The organism is Denitratisoma oestradiolicum (assembly GCF_902813185.1).
Taxonomy (GTDB): domain Bacteria; phylum Pseudomonadota; class Gammaproteobacteria; order Burkholderiales; family Rhodocyclaceae; genus Denitratisoma; species Denitratisoma oestradiolicum.
Map to the genome: position 1 here is coordinate 2,131,597 of NZ_LR778301.1, position 21,346 is coordinate 2,152,942.

Below are 21,346 nucleotides of genomic sequence, written 5' to 3' on the forward strand. Positions count from 1 at the left end.
CCCTGTCGATGCCCCAGCTCGCGCTCAAGATCGATGTCGATACCTACCGGGGCACCCTGATCGGCGTGCCCCGGCTGGTGGAGACCCTGCGCCGTTTCGGCGCCCAGGCCACCTTCCTGTTTTCCCTCGGTCCCGACCACACCGGCCGCGCCATCAAACGGATATTCCGGCCCGGCTTCATGAAAAAGGTGTCCCGCACCTCGGTGGTTTCCCACTATGGTTTCAGGACCCTGATGTACGGCACCCTGCTGCCGGGGCCGGACATCGGCCGCCGCTGCGCCGCCATCCTGAGGGGCGTGCGGGATTCCGGCTATGAAGTGGGCATCCATTGCTGGGACCATGTGGCCTGGCAGGACCAGGTAAGCAAGGCCGACATGGCCTGGACCGAAGCGGAAATGAAAAAAGCCGTGGACCGTTTTCGCCAGGTCTTCGGCGACGAGCCCCGGACCCATGGCGCCGCCGGCTGGCAGATGAATCCCCATGCCCTGCGCCTGACCCAGCGCCTGGGTCTCAGCCACGCCTCCGATTGCCGGGGCACGCGTCCCTTCATCCCGGTCTGGAATGGCGAGGTGGTGCAATGCCCGCAACTGCCCACCACCCTGCCCACCCTGGACGAATTGATCGGGGCGGACGGCGTGAACGAAAGCAATGTCCATGAGCGCCTGCTGGAGCTGACCCGGGAGCCGACGGCCAACGGCCATGTCTTCACCCTTCACGCCGAACTGGAAGGCATGAAGCTGATGCCGGTATTCGATCGACTACTGGCGGGCTGGAAGGCCCAGGGCTACGAGCTGGTCAGTCTCAACGCCGTCAGAAACAGCCTGGATCCAGCCAAGCTCCCCCGCCACGAGGTGAGGCTGGGGGAGATTCCCGGTCGCTCGGGCACCCTGTTGCTCCAGGGGCCGGAGTTCCTGGCCCCCTGGGCCAATGCGGCTTAACGTAATGGAAAACACGGAACAATTTCGTGGAACCTTACAAACACCCGCCTCGTCATTCCGGCGAAGGCCGGAATCCAGTGGGCCGCCGATCTGGACCCCGGCTTGCGCCGGGGTGACGGGTTTCATCATCAGGGGTGGCGCTTGACCCTTGGGCGCCTTTTCCCCTTCTTCCTGCTGGCCCTCCTGCTCCTGGGCTGGGGCATCTGGGAGGCCACGGGGCTCACCGGCAAGGACGAATACCTGCTGGGCCTGCGCATTCCCCTGGAAATGATGCAGCGGGATGCCTGGTGGGTACCCTTCATCGACGGTGCCCCGCGCCTGAAAAAACCCCCTTTGCTCTACTGGCTGGGACGCCTGAGTTACGAAGGCTTCGGCCCATCATTGGTGGCCGCCCGGGGCATCACCGTGGCCTTCGCCCTGCTCCTCCTGGGCTGCACCGCCTGGCTGGGCAAGCGTCTCGGCGGTTCCCTGGGCACGGGCCTGCTGGCTGCCGGGGTGCTGCTGGGCATGAGCGGCATGGCCTCGGAATCCCGTCGCCTGATGCTGGACGTGCCCGTGGCCGCCCTCTCCATCTCCGCCTTCTGTCTGTATCTGGGCTGGCTGGATCGGCGCCGGCCCGTCCTGCTGCTGGGGGCCGCGGTCCTGATCAGTGGTGCCTTGCTGACCAAGGGCCCCATCGCCCTGGTGGCCTGCGGCGGCGGCCTGTTGGCCCTGTGGTTCACCCGTCCGGAGTCCCGTAGCGCCCTGGTCCGCCATTGGGAAACCCACGCCCTGGCCCTGGCGGCTGCCCTGGCCCTGCCCCTCTACTGGTATCTCCATGTGCGTCAGCACTACGGCGCCCAACTGGCCGCCGCCGCCCGGGACGAACTGGAGGCCCGGCAACTGATGGCGCTGTCGCCGGACGCAGCCATCGGCATCCTCACCCTGGCTCTGCCCTGGAGCTTCATTGCCTTCCATGGCCTGTGGCAGCGCCGCCATCGGGCTGAAACCCGCTTCCTGGGGCTGTGGCTGCTGTTCACCCTGCTGCCCTTCTTTTTCATACGCAGCTTCGAACGCTATCTGATCGGCTCCCTGCCCGCCCTGGCCCTGCTGGCCGCCCTGGCCCTGAAGGCCGGCACCGTGCCAGCCTGGACCCGGCGCCTGGGCAGTCTGGTGCCGGCCCTGCTCGCCACTGCCCTGGCCCTGCTGCTATGGCGCTGGCAACTGGGGGGCTGGCTACCCCTGGCGATAGTCCTGTCGGTGTTCCTGATTCTCTGGTGGCGGCGGGAATGCACGCCCCGGGGGCTGATCGCGAGTACCGCCCTGCTCTGGGCCGTGGCCTGGGGTCTGGCTTTCCCCTGTCTTGGCGTCAATGCCGTGCCAACCTCCCTGGTGGATCTGGCCCGGCAGCGCCCGGTCATTCTCTTCGCCGGTCCCCAGCCGGCCCTGCTGCCCCTGCTCAGCGGCCGGGCCCAGCGCCAGACCAGTCAGATGGATCGGCTGGCCGCCACCGATCTGACGCCCGGTACCTTGCTCACCCTGCGGGCCGAGGACAGGCCCCAGCTCGACCGGCAGTTGCAGGCCCTGGGCCGCTCGGCCCGACCGGTCATGGCGTTCCAGACCCTCAGCTCCGCCGGCTCCGGCATCCGTTTCGCCCGCCAGGGGACGACCCGGGCCGATTGGCAACTGGCCTGGAACGGCCGCTCCCCGATACCGCTGATGTCCACCATTCAGGTGCTGGAGATGGCGCCTTGAAACGTCTGGCGGCACTGGCCGGCCAGCGCTGGCTGCCTCCGGGCCTGTTCCTGCTGGCCCTGCTCCTGTCTGCACCCCGCTGGCTGCCGCCCCCGGCCCCGCCCCGCTTCCTGCCGGCCACCGGCCCCCTGCCCCTGGTCCACCCCGGCACCCAGTTGCTGCCCCTCGAAACCCGTCTGCTGCCCAGTTCCCGGGCCAGCGCCCACAGCGTCAGCCTGACCTCTCTGGGAGAGGAGCGCATCGCTGCCGCCTGGTTCGCCGGCAGCCGCGAAGGGGCCGAGGATGTGGCCATTCTCTTCTCGATCTTCGATGGCCGAGGCTGGGGCGAACCTCAGGCTGTCGTCCAGCGGCAAGCGGCCCAGCAGGCCAGCGCCCGCCGGCTGCGCAAGCTGGGCAATCCGGTGCTCTGGAAAGACGGAAACGGCATCCTGCATCTCTGGTTTGTCAGCGTGGCCTACGGCGGCTGGGCCGGCAGCGCCATCAACCATATCCAGTCCGATGATGAGGGCCAGCACTGGTCTTCGTCCCGGCGGCTGATCACCTCCCCCTTCTGGAACCTGTCCACCCTGGTGCGCGGCGCCCCCCTGGCCCTGGCCGATGGGGGGGTGGCTCTGCCCGTCTATCATGAGTTCATCACCAAGCATGCCGAATGGCTGCGCCTCGACCACCAGGGCCGGGTCCGGGACAAGCTGCGACTGCCCGGTACGACAGGACTCTTGCAACCGACGGTGGCAGTCGTAGATGAGGACCAGGCCCTGGCCCTGCTGCGGGACAGTAGTTCCCATCAGCGCATCCACGTCAGCCGTTCGGCGGATGGCGGTGCCCACTGGTCAACAGTCACTGCCACCGAACTGCCCAATCCCAATGCCGGCATCGCCCTGCTGCGCCTGGCCGATGGCCGCCTGTTGCTGGCCTACAATCCCCAGCCCTCCGACCGCAACCGCCTGGCCCTGGCCCTTTCCGCCGACCAGGGGCAAAGCTGGTCCCTGCCACGACTGATCGAGCAAGGTGACGCCGGTGATGAATTCTCCTATCCGGCCCTGGCCCAGGACGACAGCGGCATGGTCCATCTGGCCTACACCTGGAAGCGGGAGCGCATCAAGCACCTGCGCTTCTCGCCCGGATGGCTGAAGGAGCTGCGCTGATGCCGCTCCTGGCCCAGGCCCTGTTGATTGCCGCCCTGGCGGCCCTGCCCTTCAGAGGCCGCTGGAAACTGCTGGCCCTGCTGCCGGCCATCCTCAGCCTGGCCCCCCTGGGCGAGGGAGTTTCCCTGGCCATGATGCTGCGGGGACTGTGGGGCGACTTCAGCGTCACCAGCCTGCAACTGCTGGTCCTCTGCCTGGCCGGCCGGCCCCCTCAAGCCCTGGGCTGGCGCGGACCCGCTCTGATCGCCGCCAGTGCCGCCTTGTTCTATCCCCTGGCCCTGGGTCTGGGCGATTTCGATCCCTACCGCCTGGGCTACACAGCCTGGCCCCTGCTGGCTGTTTTCGGCGCCTTTGCTCTGGCGGCCTGGTGGCGCGGGCAGCCCATCTGGCTGTGGCTGCTCACCATCGACATTTTGGCCTGGGCCGCCGGCTTGCTGGAATCCCCCAATCTCTGGGACACTCTGCTCGACCCATTGCTGGCCGCCGCCATGCTCATCCTCGCGCTGCGCAACGGCTGGCGCACTTACAAGACCCGATCATGACCGATACCTTTTCCTGCGATGTTTCCATCGTCATTCCCATCTACAACGAGGAAGAAAACCTGCCCGATCTGGTGGCCCGGGTCGGCGAGGCCATGGAGCCCTCGGGCTTCAGCTTCGAGCTGATCTGCGTGGATGATGGCTCCAAGGACGACTCGGCCCGGGTGCTGCGTGATCTGGCGGCCCGCACCGACTGGCTCAAGCCTCGCTACCTGATGCGCAACTACGGCCAGACCGCCGCACTACAGGCGGGCTTCGATGGGGTGCAGGGACGCTACACCGTGACCCTGGACGGGGATCTTCAAAACGATCCCCTGGACATCCCGGCGCTGATCCGGACCCTGGAGTCCCGCAGCGACATCAACATGATCTCGGGCTGGCGCAAGGAACGCCAGGATGCGGCCATCAATCGCAAGATCCCGTCGATGATCGCCAACCGCATCATCGCCAAGGTGACCGGCGTCAGGCTCCACGACTACGGCTGCGCCCTCAAGGCCTACCGTACCGAACTGGTCCGCCGCATCCGCCTCTATGGCGAACTGCACCGTTTCATTCCGGTGCTGGCCTTCGAGGCCGGGGCCAAAATCATGGAAGTGCCGGTGCGCCATCACGCCCGCACCAAGGGGGTCAGCAAGTACGGCATCGACCGCACTTTCCGCGTGATCCTCGATCTGTTGCTGATGAAATTCATGCTGCGCTACCTGCATCGTCCGCTCCATGCCTTCGGCGGCGCCGGCCTGTGGATGGGAGTCCCCGGCCTATTAATCTGCGGCTATCTCAGCGTACTCAAGCTCTTTGGTGAGTCCATCGGCGGCCGCCCCCTGCTGCTGTTGGGCATCATGCTGGTGCTGATGGGCGCCCAGTTGATCGGCCTGGGCCTCCTGGGGGAGATCCTGATCCGCATCTACCACGAGCCCGAGGGTCGAGCCCAGTACCGTTTGCGCCCGCCACCGGAGGATTGAATCTCCGGGGCATGATGGGTACCACGCTGGCGGCATGACCCCATCCGCGCCGTATACAACAGGCCAACATGCACGGCGAACAGGCCCTGCTCATCCCCCGGGAAATTGACACAACCATGACAGAACCCACCCCCTGCTCTCCAAAGCCAGTAAGTCCGGCCTACGCCCACTACGTGCTGGCCCTACTGACCCTGGTATATGTGTTCAATTTCATCGACCGGCAAATCCTGTCCATGCTGATCGAACCCATCAAGCAGGAGTTCGGCGTCTCCGATACCGCCATGGGTCTGCTCACCGGTTTCACCTTCGTGGTGTTCTATACCCTGGCCGGCATTCCCATCGCCCGCTGGGCCGACCGCAGCTCCCGCAAGTTCATCATCGCGCTTTCGCTGACCATATGGAGCGCCATGACCGCCGCCTGCGGTATGGCTCGCAATTTTACCGAGCTGTCCCTGCTGCGCGTTCTGGTGGGTGTGGGAGAAGCCGGTGGCAACCCACCGGCCCATTCCCTGATCGCCGACTATTTTCCGCCGTCGAAACGGGCCACGGCGCTGTCCATCTATGCCTGGGGGGTCTATATCGGTGCCGCCATCGCCTTCCTCGCCGGCGGTTATCTGGTGAGCCACTACAGCTGGCGCATGGCCTTCCTTGTGGTGGGCCTGCCGGGCATCCTGCTGGCCGTTCTGGTGGCCCTGACGGTGCGAGAAGTTCCCCGGGGGCTTTCCGAACATCGGACCCATGAAATCCGTGAAGAAGCCGTGCCCCTGAAAGAAGTCATCCGCTACCTGCTGGGTCGCCGGGCCTTCGTCTTCATCGCCCTCGGCGCCTCGGTGCAATCCCTCTCGGGCTATGGCGTCCTGACCTGGGGCCCTACCTTCCTGTCCCGGGTGCACCACATGCCCTGGACCGAGATCGGCGTCAGCATGGGCTGGATCATCGGTCTGGCCGGCTGTTTCGGGGCCTATTTTGGGGGGCGTCTGGCAGACCGCATGGGCACTCGGGATGCCCGTTGGTACATGCGTCTGCCTGCACTGCAATCAGCCTTGGCCATCCCCTTCGTGGTCGGTTTCACCCTGATCCCGGACCAGTCCCTGGCCCTGCTCTGCTTCATCCCCTTCTACGCCCTGGGCGCCATGTACGTGGGACCGATGTTTTCCATGGTGCAGGGTCTGGTGCAGTTGCGCATGCGGGCCACGGCATCAGCCATCCTGCTGTTCGTGGTCAACATGGTGGGCCTGGGCCTGGGTCCCCTGACAGTGGGCCTGCTCAACGATTACTATTTTGGCGCCATGCATGGCCCCCTGGCGATCCGCTACTCAATGCTGGTGGTGGGCCTGCTGGGCGGTATGGCCAGTCTGCTGTTCTGGCAGGCCGCGCGGACCCTGAAGGAAGACCTGGCCAACAGCAAAGGGTGAATGGCAATAATTTCTTACACCTGCTTACCTGAAGCGACTATCGGCATCGGGGCAATCGGGCTATCGTTGCCGTGGTCAATCACCACCCAAGGAGTTCATCATGAAATTGCCCAGAACCTTGCTATCTCTCGGCCTGGCGGGGCTGATCGCCGGTTTTTCCGCTCAGGCTGCTGAACCTGCCTCCCCAAAGAAGGATGCCCCAGCCGGATACGGCATGCCCTGTCACGATGGCGGCGGTGGTCACGACAGAATGTACAAGCGCATGCAGGAGCGGCACGACGCCCACCACAAGGCCCTCCATGACAAACTCAAGTTGAATGCCGACCAGGAGGAAGCCTGGAAGGCCCTGACCGCAGCCCATCAACCTCCGGCCGAGGGCATGCGTCCCGATTGGGCGGAGTTGGAGAAACTGTCCGCGCCGGCACGCATGGAAAAGATGATGGATCAGATGAAGCAGCGCCAAGAGCACATGGGCGCCCGCCTCCAGGCACTGAAAGCCTTTTATGCCAAGCTGAGTCCGGAACAACAGAAGATTTTCGACCAGGAGAGCCTGGCGCCCTGGAAGAAATTCGCCGAGCACAAAAAGGCCCGGCGCGAGGCCAGGCCCGGGGCCAAGTAAGGCTCAGCCTTCCTGAATCATGGCTCCGGTCTACCCGGACCGGAGCCATGGGGCACCGCCCTGCTCACCGGCCCTTGCGCTGACGATCCGACTTGCGCCAGTACTGAAGTTCGTCTTCATGAAACTCGATGTCGAGTTCCATGACCCTGGTCTGTAGGCGCTCCTGCACATCCGCCACCGCCTTGTTGTAGATGACCGGGCCGATCTCCTCCAGGAAGAAATTCAGCAATGCCCCGGCAGTGACATTGCCGATCCGCTCCTCCATGTTTTCCTGAAAATACCGTTCGATGGAAGCGATGGCTTCCGTGCGTGTGTCCCTGGGGATATCAATGGTCATTTGGGTAGGGTGCCGTGAAAATCAATCGGTGTCGGCTTCCCGACTGCGTTTGGCTTCATCCAGCAGGTAACGCTGGTAATCATCCAGATCGCCGTCGAAAGACTCGATACCACCCCGGGAAACCAGCCAGAATTCGTCGCAGACCGAGCGCAGCAGGGCGCGGTCGTGGCTGACCAGCATCACCGTGCCCTCGAATTCGTTGAGGGCCACGCTGAGAGCTTCGCGGGTGGACAGGTCCAGGTGGTTGGTGGGCTCGTCCAGCAACAACAGATTGGGACGTTGCCAGACGATCATGCACAGTACCAGGCGCGCTTTTTCGCCGCCGCTCATGGTACCGACCGGCTGCTTGACCATATCGTTGCTGAAATTGAAGGTACCCAGGAAGTTGCGCAGGTCCTGCTCCCGGCCCGCCACATAGCCACTGCGGCCGGCGGCGATGGTTTCCTTGGCGAGGCGAATCATGTGTTCCAGAGGGGTGTCCTGGGGCCGCAGCACGTCCAGTTCCTGCTGGGCAAAATAGCCGATATTGAGGCCGCGGCCTTCGGTGACTTCGCCGCTGATGGGCGCTAAGGCCCGGGCGATGGTCTTGACCAGGGTGGACTTGCCCTGACCGTTGGCGCCAAGGATGCCGATGCGCTGACCAGCGTGCACCGAACGATTGATGTTGCGCACGATGACCGTGGGCGGTGTGCCCGGCGGCGCCTCCGCCAGGGGCGGGTAGCCGATGCTGGTGGTGGACATGGACAGCATCGGATTGGGCAGGTTGAGGGGTTCATGGAACTCAAAGTTGAATTCGGCGTCGGCCAGTACCGGAGCGATCTTTTCCATCCGTTCCAGAGCCTTGACCCGGCTTTGGGCCTGCTTGGCCTTGCTGGCCTTGGCCTTGAATCGGTCGATGAACTTTTGCAGGTGAGCGATCTTTTCCTGCTGGCGGGCCATGGCCGACTGCTGCAACAGCATCTGCTCGGCCCGCATGTCTTCAAAGGCGCTGTAGTTGCCGCCGTACCGCACCAGCCTGGCATTGTCGATGTGCAGGGTGACCTGGGTGATGGCGTCGAGGAATTCCCGGTCGTGGCTGATCATGATCAGGGTGCCGGCGTAGCGCTTGAGCCAGGCTTCCAGCCACACCAGCGCATCCAGATCCAGGTGATTGGTGGGCTCGTCCAGCAGCAGCAGGTCGGAGGGGCACATCAGGGCCCGAGCCAATTGCAGCCGCATGCGCCAGCCGCCGGAGAAACTATTCACCGGATTGTTCAGCTCGGAGACCTTGAAGCCGAGACCGAGGATCAGGGCCTGGGCGCGGGCTTCGGCATCGTGGGCGCCGGCATCGTTGAGTTCCATGTAGGCATGGGCCATGCGCATGCCGTCGTCGCTGGCTTCGGCGGCATCCACCTCGGCCTGGGCCGCCAGCAGCACGGTGTCTCCCTCGATGACGAAAGCCGTCGCACTCTGTTCGGTTTCCGGCATGTCCTGGGCCACCTGGGCCATGCGCCACTGCCGGGGAATCGAGTAATCGCCACCGTCTTCATGGAGCGTGCCGTTGAGCAAACCGAACAGGGTGGACTTGCCGGCACCGTTGCGGCCCACCAGGCCGACCTTCTCGCCGGGATTGAGGGTGACCGAGGTGTTGTCCAGCAATACCTTGGCGCCACGGCGCAAGGTGACATTTTTGAGGATGATCATGGGGAAGCGACTCTTGGGGGATGCGCATGATAGCCAGCGCAGCCGGCGGCGCCTACGGAAATTTCAGCGCTGGCCACCGCCCATGCCAGGCGCTACGAGATCGAGTTGGCCCCGCCAAGCGCCAGTTGCCGTTGCACAAACAGGGCAAGCAAATGACTCGCATCCTGATAGAGCGGATGGCCGCCCGCGGCGACGAGGCTTGCATGGATGTCGGGCATCCAGCGGCCGGCGTGGCGCGTCAGGAAGTCGGCTCCGGCCCGTTGAAAGGCGCTGCCATTCTGTCCATGCTTCTGGTAGCGGGCGTGCTGGAAGGAAAGAAAGTGGAGGAATTCCAATTCGCTCACCAGATGGTCGGGCATTTCGTTGGGACTTCGGGCAATGACCAGGCCGAAATGTTTGTAGAAGCGAAGCACTTCTTCCATAACTTCCATGCGATGGCCCCGGTGTTCGCCCTCGTGCAGAGAGCATAGGGGAGTGTCCCGCTCCCCCAGGTAGAACAGCCGGCTGTAATCGCTCGCCAAGGCGTCCGGGTCTGTCTCGCCGACGAAGGCGTTCTCCCCCAAAGCGCTGACCAAGGCCGGATCGATGGCCGTGAATATTTCCAGAACCTGCTGCCGCAACCTGCCACTCGCGTAAGCCTGGATCAGGGCCGCGTCCGGGTGGTCGAACAATTTTGCCAACAACAGCCAGCCGCGGCCCATGCTCACTGCCAGGGGCTCGGGCAGTGGGGCGCTGCGCTCGTCGGACAGCATCCGATGGAGAGTAATGGGCTGACTCATGCTCGGGCTATCCTTTCGATCTCGACCCGGGTATCGCGGTCTGACGGACCAGGTGTGGCGGCCTCAGGCAGGGGCTGGAGGTGGAAATACCCCCCTGCCACCTGCAGGGGGTTGATCGGGTTGGGCGTTACGGCCGCGTAGGACTTGCCATTCTTGAACTGGTAGGGCTCCCAGGCATGGTATTGCATCACCTGTCCCGGCCGCAGACTGGGTGCGATCTTGGCCATGATTTCATACGAATCGATGTCGTTATATACCCGCACCCGCTCACCATCCTTGATGTGGCGGCGCTTGGCATCCTCGACATTGATCAGAATGATGGGTTCGCCCCGCTGCAGTCGCAACAAATTGTGGTGATCTCGCCAGCTGGCATGGATCGACCAACGTGTATGGCCCTGAGTCAGATGCAGAGGATAGTTGCCGCCAAGGCGCGGACTGTCTTTGTGGATCGGCAGTTGCTCCCCCTGCTCCATGAAAAATGGATGGTCGATATAGAACTGGATACGTCGGGTCAGGGTGGGCCAGGGAAGCTTTTTGTCCGTATGCCAGGTATTTGCGGTAATGGTGGCATCGGGCTTGATATCAGTGGCATTACCGATGTTGATGAAACTCATGCCTAGGTCGGTATAACGGGCAAATCCCTTTTTCTTGATTTCGGCCCAACTGATACCACCGAGATTGGTTGTCATCTCCAGCAAGTCGGTCATCACCTTCTCGTCGCTGTTTTCGTCATAACGACCCTTGAAACTGAACTCATCGTAGACCTGGTCCAGGCGGCGGGTCTTGCCGGCACGATCCACAAAGGTCTTGATGTCGCGTTCTTTGGCCCGCTTCTGGATGGTCTTCTGCAGCAGGCAGGTAAAGGCCCAATCTGACTTTGACTCACCAATTGGCGGCACGGCCTGGCTGATAATGTGAGCATAAGGTGCGAGGGGCGTCGCCCATGTAATATCGTTTTTCTCGTACCAGCCGGCGGCGGGGAAAACGTAGTCACTGTGGAGCGCGGTGTTACTCATGCGCCAATCGAAGGTGACCAGCAGATCCAGATCCTTGATAAAGGTTTCGTAGAGCTGGTTGTAGCCCCGGGTGCGACGCAGGATGTTGCCCCCTACTTCAAGAAAAATGCGCTGACGGTTTTTCGGTGGCCGAATCTGCCAGCCCTTGTCGTAGGCCTCCTGGAGGAAAGAATCCAGTTCCCGCTTCATAGTAGGGTCATACTGTGCAGCGCTGCCGATCAGCTTACCCAAGCCCACCTGATACCAGAACAAATTGCTGGCGATATAACCACCTTGCCGGTAGGCCTCTCGCACCAGATCGTAGATGATCATCTCGTCGGTCATGCCAGCCATCTTGGACTTGATGAACTTGGGTGCAGCCTTGAGTTTCAGCAGTAGGGCACCGATCTTGGGCGAGTAGTCGGCATCGGAGACATTGATAGTCTCGGTGCCGGCAATGGTCATGGCAGGAAATCCAATAATGCCACTGCCTTTTTTGCCCATCTGGCCGCAAAGAGTGAGCACCAGGATCTGACAGCGTTCCATTTCCAGACCATGGTAGAACTTGGAGAAAACTGACTGGGTCACCATCGTGGCCGCCTTAGCCTTGGCGATGCGGCGAGCCAATTTGCGGATGGTTTCGGTACCGATGCCGGTGATGGCCGAGGCTTTCTCCGGCGTGTAATCGACCAACTGCCGCTTGAGCAGGGAGAATACCGGGGTTACCGTGACCAGACCACTCAAGGTCTTGACCGGAAACTCTCCCTCCAGAGCTGGCTGGGCACCCTCCAAGGCCAGCGACTTGTGAGGGCAGATGCGCATTTCCCCGCTCGCCATGTCGTGGAAGTAGAAACGATCTTCCGCACCTCCAGTCTCCATATCGCTACCGCGCAGAAACAGGCCGGTATCTTTGCGGACCAGCAGCGGCAGATCAGTCTGCTCCGCTATGAATGCCCGATTTTCCAGGCCCTCCTCCACGATAACATGGCACAAGGCCAGCCCCAGTGCAGCGTCGGTGCCGACATTGACCGGAATCCAGGTGTCGGCGTGGATCGAAGAGGCGTTGTAATCGGGCGCAATAGTAATGATATGCGCGCCGTTGTAACGTGCCTCATTGAGAAAGTGGGCATTCGGAATCTGGGTATAGATGGGATTACCGCCCCAGATCAGAATCAAATCGGAATAGAACAGATCATCCATGGAGCCCGAGAAGGTAATCTTGCCCACGGTGGCCTGAGCGCCAGGATGATGATCGCCCACGTCGCTGTTGATATCCAGGATAGGGGTATCAAGCACATGGCCACTGCGATGGACGCCAGTGCCATTGCAGCCGCCGGTGTTGGCAGTGCCCATATCCCAGACAATGGAGCCTGGCCCATCGGACACCATCACATCAATGATTTTGTCGGCGATCTCCTGCAATCCCTCCTCCCAGGTGATGCGTTTCCAGCGCCCATCACCACGGGCGCCAACACGCTTCATGGGGTATTTAATGCGGCCCTCGTCATACATTTTCTGGCTGTAGCAGCCCCCCTTCTGGCATCCCCGTGGATTGTAGTCGGGCACATTGGGGTCGATCTGCTTGTATTTGCCGGCCTGTTCTTCACGCCAGACGATGCCGTCCTTGACGAATACATCCCAGGAGCAACCGCGCTGATACCAGCAGTTCACAAAATGGGTGGACTTTGCCACGCTGTCCCAGGTCCACTGTTTTCGATATATATCCTCAAACGTGGTGTAGGCCGGCGCCGCGCCATGCGGTGGTGCGCTCAGGACGATCATGCCGTCACCACCGACCCATTCCAGCTGTTTGAGAGAAAGCAGCAGGCCACCGCCCGCGAGGGCGGCACCACCACCAATGATGAGTTTGCGACGACTCTTATCGAGCATGGAAATCTCCAGGAACATCGGCCGGGCTCTTGATGAAGTCAGGAAATATGTCTTTGGGCCATTCGTAGACGATCAGCGTGTCCAGCAATTCCGATTTTTCGCCAGCGCGCTTCTTCTCCATTTCCTTTTCCATGGTCGCCAGGGCACTGTCGACGTTGGGGCCGAACAAGGTACGCAGATAGTCGGTAGGTATGCGGTGAGTGCCCTCCTTCACATTGCCGGACATATCGACTTCCGGAGGGGACAGTGGAGGAATGTAATAGACATTGGGCTGAGTACCATATTCGGCATGTAACGGCAGGGCGACCTTGTACTTGTAGATCAGCTTGTGGATGGGTGCCGTTTCGTCATCCAGATAACCGACGAAACGCAACCGGCCCGGGCACTGACGGGCACAGGCTGGTGCCACACCGGCCTCGACCCGGGGATAGCAGAAAATGCACTTCTGGCTCACCTGACGCACGTGGTTGAAGTAGATTCGTTTGTAGGGGCAGGCTTCCATGCAGAAACGGAAGCCCTTGCATTTGGTATCGTCAATCAGCACGACGCCATCCTGCTCTCGCTTGTAGATGGAGCCCCGGGGGCAAGCCTCGACACAGGCGGGATGAGTGCAATGATTGCAAAGACGAGGCAGATAGAAATAGTAGGAGTTCGGATACTCGCCGTCCCCCTGGTCTTCGTCCCAATTGGGTCCCCAATTGGGATCCTTGTCGTCAAACGTCATGGGGTGCAGATGGGAGGTCTTGCCACCACCTTCGAACATCACCTCCTTGTGATTGAACTTCCAGGCATCACCGTGTTCCTGACGAATCGGAATAATCCCCGGACGGGCCTTGCCGTCGGGCTCGAAACCACCGCCCATCTGCTCCCAGCCCTTGGGTGTGCCCTTACCGGGCATGGTATTTACGACCGACCACCACTGGCCTTCCATGCCTTCCTTGTTGGTCCATTGGGTCTTGCAGGCGATGGAACAGGTGTGACAGCCGAGGCATTTGTTCAGGTCAAAAACCATGGCCAACTGCCGCTTTGGTTTCACTATTTCGCCGTTGAGTTCGCGGCCGATGGTGGAATGATCACTCATGAGAAATCCTCGCAGTCATTGATTGAACTTGCAGGCGGGCGGCCAGCTCAAGTCGCCAGGGAAAATTCGGTCCAGTTGGGCGAAAAGGCCTTTAGGCCGGCCCGCTCCTGACGATACCCATCCCATACGGCAAAGCCGATGCGTTGCGGTGTATTCAGTACGAAACCCGGCTGACTAGTGATAATCGGGGGCGGCATCAGGAGCCGCCTGAACACAACCTGCCAGTGCCCATCCTGCCATTGCGCGGCAACGCTAATGTTCTGCTCAGGCTGCACGGTGCTGCTGCCGATGCCCTGGGCGAGGTTAACCGCTGCCGTGGGCGCACCGTTGTCCTTCCAGTGCCAGATACTGACCGGTGCATCCTGGGCACCCATGAAAATCGGCGCATGCTCATGGAGCGGAAAAAGCAGCGCGGCGGCATCCGGAAACTCATTGTTGTCCTGATGCGTCCGCCGGGGCGGCTCGTCGGTCTGCCATTCCAGACGCAGGGCTAACTCGGTCCCGTCGTGCGCCGCCTGGAAACCCAAGACACGCAACTGACCAAATCTCTCATCCTTCCATTTCGCCTGGACATATTTCGACGGCTGCATCGCCACAGGGGCTGCCATGAGTTTGATTTTCACGCTGGGCAGGCGATGCCAAAGTGCTGCATTGGGGGCATAAATCTCCGCCATGGGCAGATTGACGCGCGGTACCTTGAACATAATTTCTCCGTGAGTGGACTGACGGTGTTACGACCTGACACAACATCTCAGCAATACGTTTTGCGCTCAATGTATACAATGAACACTACATCGTCAACATATCTACCTTAATGAGGGCAACTGTTATAATCAGACCATTCCACCGTTGGGATGAGCTTTTCAGGTATTACCGTGGACACGATGTATGAGCGCCAAAAATAGGCTGGCTGCCGGATCAAAGAAAACCAACCGCAGTAGTCCGTCAGTCGAGAACCGCCGCCGTCGCGCTGAGCCCCTTTCCCGCAGCACGATTCAGCGGACTGCGCTGACCATCGTCGATGAATTGGGCCTGACAGGGCTCACAGTGCGCAATCTGGCTCAAGCGCTGGGGGTCACACCGATGGCCGTCTATCGGCACTTCGAGAACAAGGCTGCCATCGAGAACACCCTGGTGGACCTGGTGGTGGGGGATTATCAGGTCACCAACCACACGGAAGCAGACCTACACCACTGGCTGGGCCGAACCTTTGGCGCCATGCACCAGGCGCTTTGCGAACACCCGGGCATTATTCCCCTCCTGGCGGGTGCCACCTATTCGGGCAGCAACGCCGTGCTCGTACTGGAGCAGGTGTTGCAGCGCCTACGAGAAGCTGGCATAGGTAGTGCCGATGCGACGCGCCTTTTCTACGGCCTGATGGCTTATACGCTGGGTAGCGTGATGCTGATGGATAGCGTCGTGCTGGGGCAGTACAGGGAGTCAAAAGCTGTCCTTGCGGAGTTGCGGCGGCAGCGCCGCCACGGATTTGCCAGTCTGCCCCAGAGCACCTATCCCTACGTGGTGGAAGCGGCGCCACACTTGGCGACCCATTTTGGCGGTGAGGGCTTCGCACAGGGGCTGCTCAGCATCATTGACGGCATTCTAGGAAAGGCTGCAGCCCCGCAATGAATCGCCTCACTGTCAGTCGACAGTTCATATGCAGTTCATCGAGGACCAGGCATCGCCATTGAGAACCAGGTCGGTTTTGGGCTTCCCACCATTACTTGATGGAGAACTTGCCCCTGGTATTGGACAAGGTGCCTGCGAAACTGGTCGTTATGACTCTCTACCACTACTTTTGATGCTGGCAAGCGTTGTAGCGTATTGATTAGGACCAGCTTGATTAGGCTGATTTTCGACGGCCGGCGCTTCAGGTACGCAGGGGGTGCATCCAGACAAACAGCCCCTGCCCCTGGTCCTCGGCCAGACGGGCCAGATCAGCCAGGTCGGCAAGCATGTCTGCAATCGCATCATCGCCCCAGCCGGCGGACTCGAACTCCTCGGTTTCGGTCAGCTCCGCAGTGACCGCCTCCAGACCATCCTCATCGAGTTCTACCAGACGCTCCAGCATCTCGTCGGCCAGCCGCAACACCAGCGCTCCCTCGGCGGCGGAAATATAGATCGGATCGTAAAGGGCGGCCGCATCGTCGAACAGATCACCCGTCAGCAGACAGTGGATCGTTGCGATCTTGGCGATACTTAGATCACGCAGTTCGATACCGCTCCATTCGGAGACGGGTTGCAGCGATTCGCCAATGGACTCGACCTCGTCCTCTTCGGCAGCAATTATATTGACAAGGATACCCATGGTCGGGATTCTACCGTGCCGGGGACAGCAACCAGGACATGTTGCCGCGATCAAGGGACCCGAAACCATCATTTACCGGTTCAGCAGACCCGCAAAGCATTCACTTTGTATTTCTCTCGCGAATGATGGGCGGTACGAACTTGACGGAAAACTTCCAACCCTCAGGCGTGGCTTTCAAGATCAAGGCCTTGGAATTGGCGCCCTCCTCGAAGGCGGGTTCGGCACCGGCGAGTTCTATCGCGCCGATGCCCTTGATGACGCAGGCCCCGGGAAGCGTGACGAAGGCCGACTCCGCCGCCACCAGGACAAACTGACCTTCCTTGGACTCCGAGCATGACAGCCCCCTCGGCACCGATGAGGGATCGTTTTTCCAGGCATGACGCAGATCATCAAGCCCTTTCAGCAAGGCCTCGGTGGTCTTGACCGCAAGCGCGACTTCCCTGGATTTCGTATGGCCCATCAGTTTGTCTCCGCGTTGGATTCCCCAGCCTATTTAAGCATGGCTCCGGTCCCCAAATGATCCATCATCGTCCCCATCCGAGATTCAAAGGAGTTGATCCATACCCAGAATCGCTCCTTAGAATGAAAACAGTGTCGGACGTCAAGGCTCCCCCTCCCCTGTCAGCACCGTCAAAGGAGATATTGTGAAGATCGAAGCCACCATCACCGCCCCGCCCTCCATAGAAGAACTGGCCCGGCATGCCCGGGAACTGGACGAACTGGGCTACGACAGCATCCTGGTGCCGGAAGCCGGTCATGACCCCTTCCTGCCCCAGATGATCCTGGCGGAACACACCCGGCGCGCCCGCATCGGCACCGGCATCGCCATCTCCTTTCCGCGCAGTCCCTTCGTCACCGCCCAGATGGCCTGGGACCTGCAACGTTTCTCGGGCGGCCGCTTTGTCCTCGGGTTGGGTACCCAGGTCAAGGGCCACAACGAGCGACGCTACTCGACTCCCTGGCCCTCCCCTCCCGGTCCCCGGTTGCGGGAATACATCCTCTGCATGAAGGCCATCTTTCGACACTTCAGTACCGGCGAGAAACCCGACTTCAAGGGAGAGCACTACCAGTTCACCCTCTGCAACTCCTTCTTCAACCCCGGCCCCATCGAGGGGATCAGCACGGTCCCCATCCACGTCGCGGCAGTCAATCAATACAACTGCCGGCTCGCCGGCGAGTTGGGGGACGGCGTGCGCATGCATCCCCTCAACACGCCCGCCTATATCCGGGACGTGATCCGTCCCGCCGTGGCCGAGGGCGCGGCCCGGGCCGGCCGCGACATCAGCGCAGTGGAATTCGCGATCAATCCCTTTTTCATCACCGGCAGGACCGAGGAGGAGTTCGAGGAATCCAAGAAACTGATCCGCAAGCACATCTCCTTCTACGCTGCCACGCGAACCTATTCGGCGGTGATGGAGCATCATGGCTGGGGCGAAATCGGCGAGGAACTGGTGAAACTGTCCCAGGCCAACCGCTGGGAGGAAATGCCTGCCCTGGTGACAGACGAAATGCTGGATACCTTCGCCATCATGGGTCTCCACGAAGAGCTTCCCGGAAAACTGACCGCCCGCTATTCCGGCATCGTGAATACGGTCAATGTGGTTTTCGGTCCTCCCTACGCCGAATTGCAGCAACGGCAGCGCCAGCAGTTCGTCAGCCTTGGGCGTATGCTGCCGGCCTTGAAGCAGGTGGTCTGAAGTCTGGAAACGGGCGCCGCTAATGGCACGGGAGGAATGATCATGCGCATATTGCTGATGGCCCTGCTCGCATCAATATCCCTGACGGCTACCGCAAACGACGATTGCGGCTCGCCCTACGTCATTGACGAAAACAAGGCCGACATGGGGCCCCGGCATCATCCCATCGGCCGCCCCCTGCCCGCTACCGGCGCCTTTCATCAACCCACGGGTTGTCTCGAAGGTCTCTGGTTTTACGACCGGAATGGCAACGGTAGTCCGGATGCTGCGGAGCCGCGATTGTTCGGCGCTCAGCGGGTAGTGGATTGCGGCTCCTGCCATGGTGAATCCCCTGCCACCAGATCGGCGGCATCCGCCAGCGTATTCCTGCGCCTGGATGCCGCCACCCTGTGCACGGTGTGCCACAACCTCTGATTCCACCCTCAGGCTGATCAGGAAGCGAAAAAGCCGGCGCCCTGAAAGGGAGGCCGGCTTTGTATTTATGGAGAGGAGTTCAGCTCAGATGATTTTTTCGCTGCGGAGCTTGGTGAGGAGTTGCTGAGCGATGTCGGCGGGGGAGCTGCCGGAGATGAACTCGCAATTGCCCTGGACCTCGGGGACGAACTGTTTGGTGAGGACCACGAGGGGCTGGAGCTTGTCGGCGGGGAGCAGCGAACTGGCGGCGAGTTCGGTGGGGGCCATCTTGCGGGCGGCCATCTTGGCCTTGGCGGAGGGGAAGCGGGGGGTGCCCAGCTCGTTGCTGACGGTGATCACCGCAGGGGTCTGGCCTTCCACCACCTCGTCGCCATCGGGGGTGGCGCGGGTGACCTTGAGGGTGCTGCCGTTGAGTTCGACGGCCCGGGCCAGGGGCGCCACGGCCATGCCCAGCTGCTCGGCGATGAGGATGGGCACCACGCCCTGATCGTCGTCGGAGGCCTGACGGCCGCAGAGGATCAGATCGGCGCCGCCGGAGGATTTCACATAGGCGCTGATCAGGTTGGCGATGACCTGGCCGTCGAGTGCGGTGCTGCCGGGGTCGATGGCGACGATCTCGTCGGCGCCCAGGGCGGCGCAATGCTTGAGAAGATCCTTCAGGTCCTGCCCGATGGAAACGGCGACGAGGGTGAACTCGGCGCCGGCATCCCGCAGGCGCAGGGCGGCCTCCATGGCCTGCTCGTCGAAGCCGTTGATCAGGCGCGGCACCGCGGCGGCCTCTGGGGTCTTGCCGTCGGCGGCGAACTTGAGGTTGCCGGCCAGCACGTAGTTATTGACCGCGTTGGGGTCCAGCACTTCCTTCACACACACCACGATACGCATAGGGAGAATCTCCGGGATAAATCTGGTTCGGCGGGGTTAACTTGAAACAGCGAATTGAAACGGCAAGTCAAATTTACGAGCGCAGCGAGCCGGCATCGTCACCTCCCCCAGAGAGGGGGAGGCCGGGAGGGGGTGGGCCTTCCTGCCTTTCGCGTATTTCATGGACAGGGGCGAGAAATCGGCTTCCATGAGCGTTAATCGAGGGTCACATCCAGGGGACGGCCATTCTCGTCGATCAGGGTCAGGCTGTCCGCATCGCACCAGACCGCCTCATAGGCGAAACCTGGAGGCTTGCGGGTCAGTTGGGCCAGCAGGTACCAGCGCCAGGGATAGGGACCGAAGTCCCGGTAGGCCCCGGTCAGGGTACCGGTGAACTCCTGCCGACCGGCATACTTGGTGCCCTCGATAGGGCGCCCGCCGTCGCACTCGGCCCGCTGGCCCTGCAATTCCGGAGTGAACCCACTCCGGAACGGCAGGTCATCGCCCGAGGGGGCCTCAGGCGTCGGCGAAGCGGTCGAAGACATCGAGGGCTTCCTCGACGATGTCGGACAGGATCTGACGCGCGGGCTTCATTTCCTTCACGTAGTGGATGCCCTGGCCGGCGGCTTCGGTCATCAGGTCCTTGCGCTGGTAGTCCAGGGAGCCCTGGATGTAGTTGGAGGACAGGATCATCTGCAGGGGCGGCTTCAGGGGCTCGGGAGCTGCATCGCTGAGCCATTCGTCGTGCCAGGGAGAGCGGGTCGTGCGCATGGTGTAGCCGGAGATGCAGTTGGAGTAGACCGTGTCGTCGGTCTCGGCCTCGATCAGACGCTCCTTGAGGGGCAGATTGACGTCGGATTCGCGGGAGGCCAGCCACAGGGAGCCGGTCCACACGCCGTCGGCACCCAGGGCCAGGGCGGCGGCCAGATGGCGGCCGGTGGTCACGCCGCCGGCGGCGATCACGGGCACGCCGGTGCCGCGGGCCTGGTCCACCACCTGGGGCACGATGGAGAAGGTGCCGATGTTGCCGGTATGGCCGGCCGCGTCATAGCCTTGGGCGATGATCACGTCGGTGCCGGCCTCGATCTGCTTCTTGGCCTGGCGGGGCTTGCCCACCAGACCCCAGACCTGCATGCCCAGATCGTGAGCGCGCTTCAACAGGAAGGCGGGGGAACCCAGCCCGGAGGCGAACACCGGCACCCGCTCGTCAAAGACCACATCCAGCTGGGCCAGGGCGCGCTTCTGGTCGAGGCCGCCCCAGTGGTGGATATCGGGAGCGATCTTGGGATCGGGCACGTTGTACTTCCGCTTGATCATCTGCTCGAAATCCCGATGGCCCTGGGGGATCATGGCCAGCAGTTCGTCGACGCTCTGTTCCTCGGCCACGGAGGACGGCAGTACCAGATCGATGCCGAAGGGCTTGCCGCCGATGCGTTCGCGAATCCACTTGATGTCGGCGGCGATCTGGTCGGGGGTGTGCAGGGCCTCGCCCAGGACGGCGAAGCCGCCGGCGTTGATCACCGCTACCGCCACGTCCTTGCAGTGGGTGAAGGCGACGACGGGATACTCGATGCCCAGTTTCTCGCACAGTTGGGTATGCAGCGGACCGCTCATGAAAAACTCCTCTTACGGGTTCGATGGATGCGAGGGCGCGGAAGACGAATCTCCCCACCCGGATCAGGCCGACAATCTAGCGGCTCCGGCCACAAAAATGAAGCCCCTCCCTGCCCCGGAAGGGCGCTCTGGCAGGGCGCTGTCCTGAAATGAACCTGGATAGTCCTGATCCGATTCGTCCTGTGAAATCGACGGCGATTGGCCGGGGGCACCGATGGCATTAGACTACGCTCCCATTGATCGGCTGGGGTGTTTTGTGGCCATGAGCCGCGGTGTCCCCATGATCCCCGGGGAATCCCGGTGCCCCTTGCCCTGTTCGACCTTTGATTTCGGGA

21 protein-coding genes are annotated in these 21,346 nt (G+C 61.9%); 10 read left to right on the plus strand and 11 right to left on the minus strand.

Features of this window, described 5'->3' with window-relative positions; translation table 11 throughout:
- Positions 1 to 8 precede the first annotated feature (8 nt).
- From DENOEST_RS09800 to DENOEST_RS09830, 7 genes are all read left to right on the plus strand, one after another.
- A complete protein-coding gene (locus DENOEST_RS09800) occupies positions 9 to 938 on the plus strand; it encodes a polysaccharide deacetylase family protein (protein WP_145769214.1) in 930 nt (309 codons plus the stop codon).
- A 141-nt stretch (positions 939 to 1,079) separates the two neighbouring features.
- Complete coding sequence (locus tag DENOEST_RS09805; RefSeq protein WP_145769215.1) at positions 1,080 to 2,672, plus strand: ArnT family glycosyltransferase; 1,593 nt, start codon at positions 1,080 to 1,082, stop codon at positions 2,670 to 2,672.
- On the plus strand, positions 2,669 to 3,817 hold the full coding sequence (locus DENOEST_RS09810) for a sialidase family protein (protein WP_145769216.1): 1,149 nt from the start codon (positions 2,669 to 2,671) through the stop codon (positions 3,815 to 3,817). Before DENOEST_RS09805 ends, DENOEST_RS09810 begins: the two co-directional genes overlap by 4 nt.
- Entirely contained in the window at positions 3,817 to 4,359 is a 543-nt protein-coding gene (locus tag DENOEST_RS09815) for a hypothetical protein (protein WP_145769217.1), read from the plus strand. Before DENOEST_RS09810 ends, DENOEST_RS09815 begins: the two co-directional genes overlap by 1 nt.
- Complete coding sequence (locus DENOEST_RS09820) at positions 4,356 to 5,318, plus strand: glycosyltransferase family 2 protein (protein ID WP_145769218.1); 963 nt, start codon at positions 4,356 to 4,358, stop codon at positions 5,316 to 5,318. The genes DENOEST_RS09815 and DENOEST_RS09820 overlap by 4 nt, the downstream gene beginning before the upstream one ends.
- A 116-nt stretch (positions 5,319 to 5,434) precedes the next feature.
- Positions 5,435 to 6,733: a spinster family MFS transporter gene (locus DENOEST_RS09825; protein ID WP_170228076.1), complete on the plus strand. Its 1,299-nt coding sequence runs from the start codon at positions 5,435 to 5,437 to the stop codon at positions 6,731 to 6,733.
- Between the two features lie 100 nt (positions 6,734 to 6,833).
- Complete coding sequence (locus DENOEST_RS09830; protein ID WP_145769220.1) at positions 6,834 to 7,352, plus strand: Spy/CpxP family protein refolding chaperone; 519 nt, start codon at positions 6,834 to 6,836, stop codon at positions 7,350 to 7,352.
- Between the two features lie 64 nt (positions 7,353 to 7,416).
- Here DENOEST_RS09830 and DENOEST_RS09835 read toward each other — a convergent pair whose 3' ends face one another.
- From DENOEST_RS09835 to DENOEST_RS09860, 6 genes are all read right to left on the minus strand, one after another.
- Positions 7,417 to 7,689: a DUF2164 domain-containing protein gene (locus DENOEST_RS09835; RefSeq protein ID WP_145769221.1), complete on the minus strand. Its 273-nt coding sequence runs from the start codon at positions 7,687 to 7,689 to the stop codon at positions 7,417 to 7,419.
- A gap of 21 nt (positions 7,690 to 7,710) precedes the next feature.
- Positions 7,711 to 9,372: an ABC-F family ATP-binding cassette domain-containing protein gene (locus DENOEST_RS09840; protein WP_145769222.1), complete on the minus strand. Its 1,662-nt coding sequence runs from the start codon at positions 9,370 to 9,372 to the stop codon at positions 7,711 to 7,713.
- Positions 9,373 to 9,464: 92 nt separating this feature from the next.
- The gene (locus DENOEST_RS09845) at positions 9,465 to 10,151 is read right to left on the minus strand and encodes a molecular chaperone TorD family protein (protein WP_145769223.1); all 687 of its coding nucleotides are present in this window, start codon (positions 10,149 to 10,151) and stop codon (positions 9,465 to 9,467) included.
- The gene (locus DENOEST_RS09850; RefSeq protein WP_170228077.1) at positions 10,148 to 13,036 is read right to left on the minus strand and encodes a molybdopterin-dependent oxidoreductase; all 2,889 of its coding nucleotides are present in this window, start codon (positions 13,034 to 13,036) and stop codon (positions 10,148 to 10,150) included. Before DENOEST_RS09850 ends, DENOEST_RS09845 begins: the two co-directional genes overlap by 4 nt.
- Positions 13,026 to 14,117, minus strand: a complete 1,092-nt coding sequence (locus DENOEST_RS09855) for a 4Fe-4S dicluster domain-containing protein (protein ID WP_197970576.1) — start codon at positions 14,115 to 14,117, stop codon at positions 13,026 to 13,028. The genes DENOEST_RS09850 and DENOEST_RS09855 overlap by 11 nt, the downstream gene beginning before the upstream one ends.
- A gap of 47 nt (positions 14,118 to 14,164) precedes the next feature.
- Entirely contained in the window at positions 14,165 to 14,791 is a 627-nt protein-coding gene (locus DENOEST_RS09860; protein WP_170228078.1) for an ethylbenzene dehydrogenase-related protein, read from the minus strand.
- A gap of 214 nt (positions 14,792 to 15,005) precedes the next feature.
- Between DENOEST_RS09860 and DENOEST_RS09865 the strand changes: the two genes are divergently transcribed.
- Complete coding sequence (locus DENOEST_RS09865) at positions 15,006 to 15,746, plus strand: TetR/AcrR family transcriptional regulator (RefSeq protein WP_145769226.1); 741 nt, start codon at positions 15,006 to 15,008, stop codon at positions 15,744 to 15,746.
- A gap of 241 nt (positions 15,747 to 15,987) precedes the next feature.
- On the opposite strand, the gene DENOEST_RS09870 is transcribed toward DENOEST_RS09865, so the two are convergent.
- Both DENOEST_RS09870 and DENOEST_RS09875 read right to left on the minus strand, forming a co-directional pair.
- Positions 15,988 to 16,425 (minus strand): hypothetical protein, encoded by a 438-nt coding sequence (locus DENOEST_RS09870; protein ID WP_145769227.1) that lies wholly within the window; start codon positions 16,423 to 16,425, stop codon positions 15,988 to 15,990.
- A gap of 100 nt (positions 16,426 to 16,525) precedes the next feature.
- Positions 16,526 to 16,885, minus strand: coding sequence for a hypothetical protein (locus tag DENOEST_RS09875; protein ID WP_145769228.1), 360 nt, complete (start codon positions 16,883 to 16,885; stop codon positions 16,526 to 16,528).
- A gap of 184 nt (positions 16,886 to 17,069) precedes the next feature.
- On the opposite strand from DENOEST_RS09875, the gene DENOEST_RS09880 reads away from it, so the two are divergent.
- Complete coding sequence (locus tag DENOEST_RS09880; protein WP_170228079.1) at positions 17,070 to 18,122, plus strand: TIGR03617 family F420-dependent LLM class oxidoreductase; 1,053 nt, start codon at positions 17,070 to 17,072, stop codon at positions 18,120 to 18,122.
- Between the two features lie 42 nt (positions 18,123 to 18,164).
- The gene (locus DENOEST_RS09885) at positions 18,165 to 18,536 is read left to right on the plus strand and encodes a hypothetical protein (protein WP_145769230.1); all 372 of its coding nucleotides are present in this window, start codon (positions 18,165 to 18,167) and stop codon (positions 18,534 to 18,536) included.
- 84 nt (positions 18,537 to 18,620) lie between these two features.
- Here DENOEST_RS09885 and DENOEST_RS09890 read toward each other — a convergent pair whose 3' ends face one another.
- The 3 genes from DENOEST_RS09890 to DENOEST_RS09900 form a co-directional block, all read right to left on the minus strand.
- A complete protein-coding gene (locus DENOEST_RS09890; protein ID WP_183148227.1) occupies positions 18,621 to 19,418 on the minus strand; it encodes an electron transfer flavoprotein subunit beta/FixA family protein in 798 nt (265 codons plus the stop codon).
- A 194-nt stretch (positions 19,419 to 19,612) separates the two neighbouring features.
- Positions 19,613 to 19,942 (minus strand): hypothetical protein, encoded by a 330-nt coding sequence (locus tag DENOEST_RS09895; RefSeq protein ID WP_183148228.1) that lies wholly within the window; start codon positions 19,940 to 19,942, stop codon positions 19,613 to 19,615.
- Positions 19,914 to 21,011 (minus strand): nitronate monooxygenase, encoded by a 1,098-nt coding sequence (locus DENOEST_RS09900; RefSeq protein WP_145772450.1) that lies wholly within the window; start codon positions 21,009 to 21,011, stop codon positions 19,914 to 19,916. The genes DENOEST_RS09895 and DENOEST_RS09900 overlap by 29 nt, the downstream gene beginning before the upstream one ends.
- Between the last annotated feature and the right edge of the window lie 335 nt (positions 21,012 to 21,346).

Excerpts from the sequence above, each read along its gene's own strand:
- DENOEST_RS09825 (WP_170228076.1), top strand. The coding sequence starts at position 5,435 with ATGACAGAACCCACCCCCTGCTCTCCAAAGCCAGTAAGTCCGGCCTAC.
- DENOEST_RS09845 (WP_145769223.1), bottom strand. The coding sequence starts at position 10,151 with ATGAGTCAGCCCATTACTCTCCATCGGATGCTGTCCGACGAGCGCAGC.
- DENOEST_RS09820 (WP_145769218.1), top strand. The coding sequence starts at position 4,356 with ATGACCGATACCTTTTCCTGCGATGTTTCCATCGTCATTCCCATCTAC.
- DENOEST_RS09830 (WP_145769220.1), top strand. The coding sequence starts at position 6,834 with ATGAAATTGCCCAGAACCTTGCTATCTCTCGGCCTGGCGGGGCTGATC.
- DENOEST_RS09800 (WP_145769214.1), top strand. The coding sequence starts at position 9 with ATGCCCCAGCTCGCGCTCAAGATCGATGTCGATACCTACCGGGGCACC.
- DENOEST_RS09840 (WP_145769222.1), bottom strand. The coding sequence starts at position 9,372 with ATGATCATCCTCAAAAATGTCACCTTGCGCCGTGGCGCCAAGGTATTG.
- DENOEST_RS09870 (WP_145769227.1), bottom strand. The coding sequence starts at position 16,425 with ATGGGTATCCTTGTCAATATAATTGCTGCCGAAGAGGACGAGGTCGAG.
- DENOEST_RS09865 (WP_145769226.1), top strand. The coding sequence starts at position 15,006 with ATGAGCGCCAAAAATAGGCTGGCTGCCGGATCAAAGAAAACCAACCGC.
- DENOEST_RS09875 (WP_145769228.1), bottom strand. The coding sequence starts at position 16,885 with ATGGGCCATACGAAATCCAGGGAAGTCGCGCTTGCGGTCAAGACCACC.
- DENOEST_RS09860 (WP_170228078.1), bottom strand. The coding sequence starts at position 14,791 with ATGGCGGAGATTTATGCCCCCAATGCAGCACTTTGGCATCGCCTGCCC.
- DENOEST_RS09850 (WP_170228077.1), bottom strand. The coding sequence starts at position 13,036 with ATGCTCGATAAGAGTCGTCGCAAACTCATCATTGGTGGTGGTGCCGCC.
- DENOEST_RS09815 (WP_145769217.1), top strand. The coding sequence starts at position 3,817 with ATGCCGCTCCTGGCCCAGGCCCTGTTGATTGCCGCCCTGGCGGCCCTG.
- DENOEST_RS09885 (WP_145769230.1), top strand. The coding sequence starts at position 18,165 with ATGCGCATATTGCTGATGGCCCTGCTCGCATCAATATCCCTGACGGCT.
- DENOEST_RS09855 (WP_197970576.1), bottom strand. The coding sequence starts at position 14,117 with ATGAGTGATCATTCCACCATCGGCCGCGAACTCAACGGCGAAATAGTG.
- DENOEST_RS09890 (WP_183148227.1), bottom strand. The coding sequence starts at position 19,418 with ATGCGTATCGTGGTGTGTGTGAAGGAAGTGCTGGACCCCAACGCGGTC.
- DENOEST_RS09900 (WP_145772450.1), bottom strand. The coding sequence starts at position 21,011 with ATGAGCGGTCCGCTGCATACCCAACTGTGCGAGAAACTGGGCATCGAG.
- DENOEST_RS09895 (WP_183148228.1), bottom strand. The coding sequence starts at position 19,942 with ATGTCTTCGACCGCTTCGCCGACGCCTGAGGCCCCCTCGGGCGATGAC.
- DENOEST_RS09835 (WP_145769221.1), bottom strand. The coding sequence starts at position 7,689 with ATGACCATTGATATCCCCAGGGACACACGCACGGAAGCCATCGCTTCC.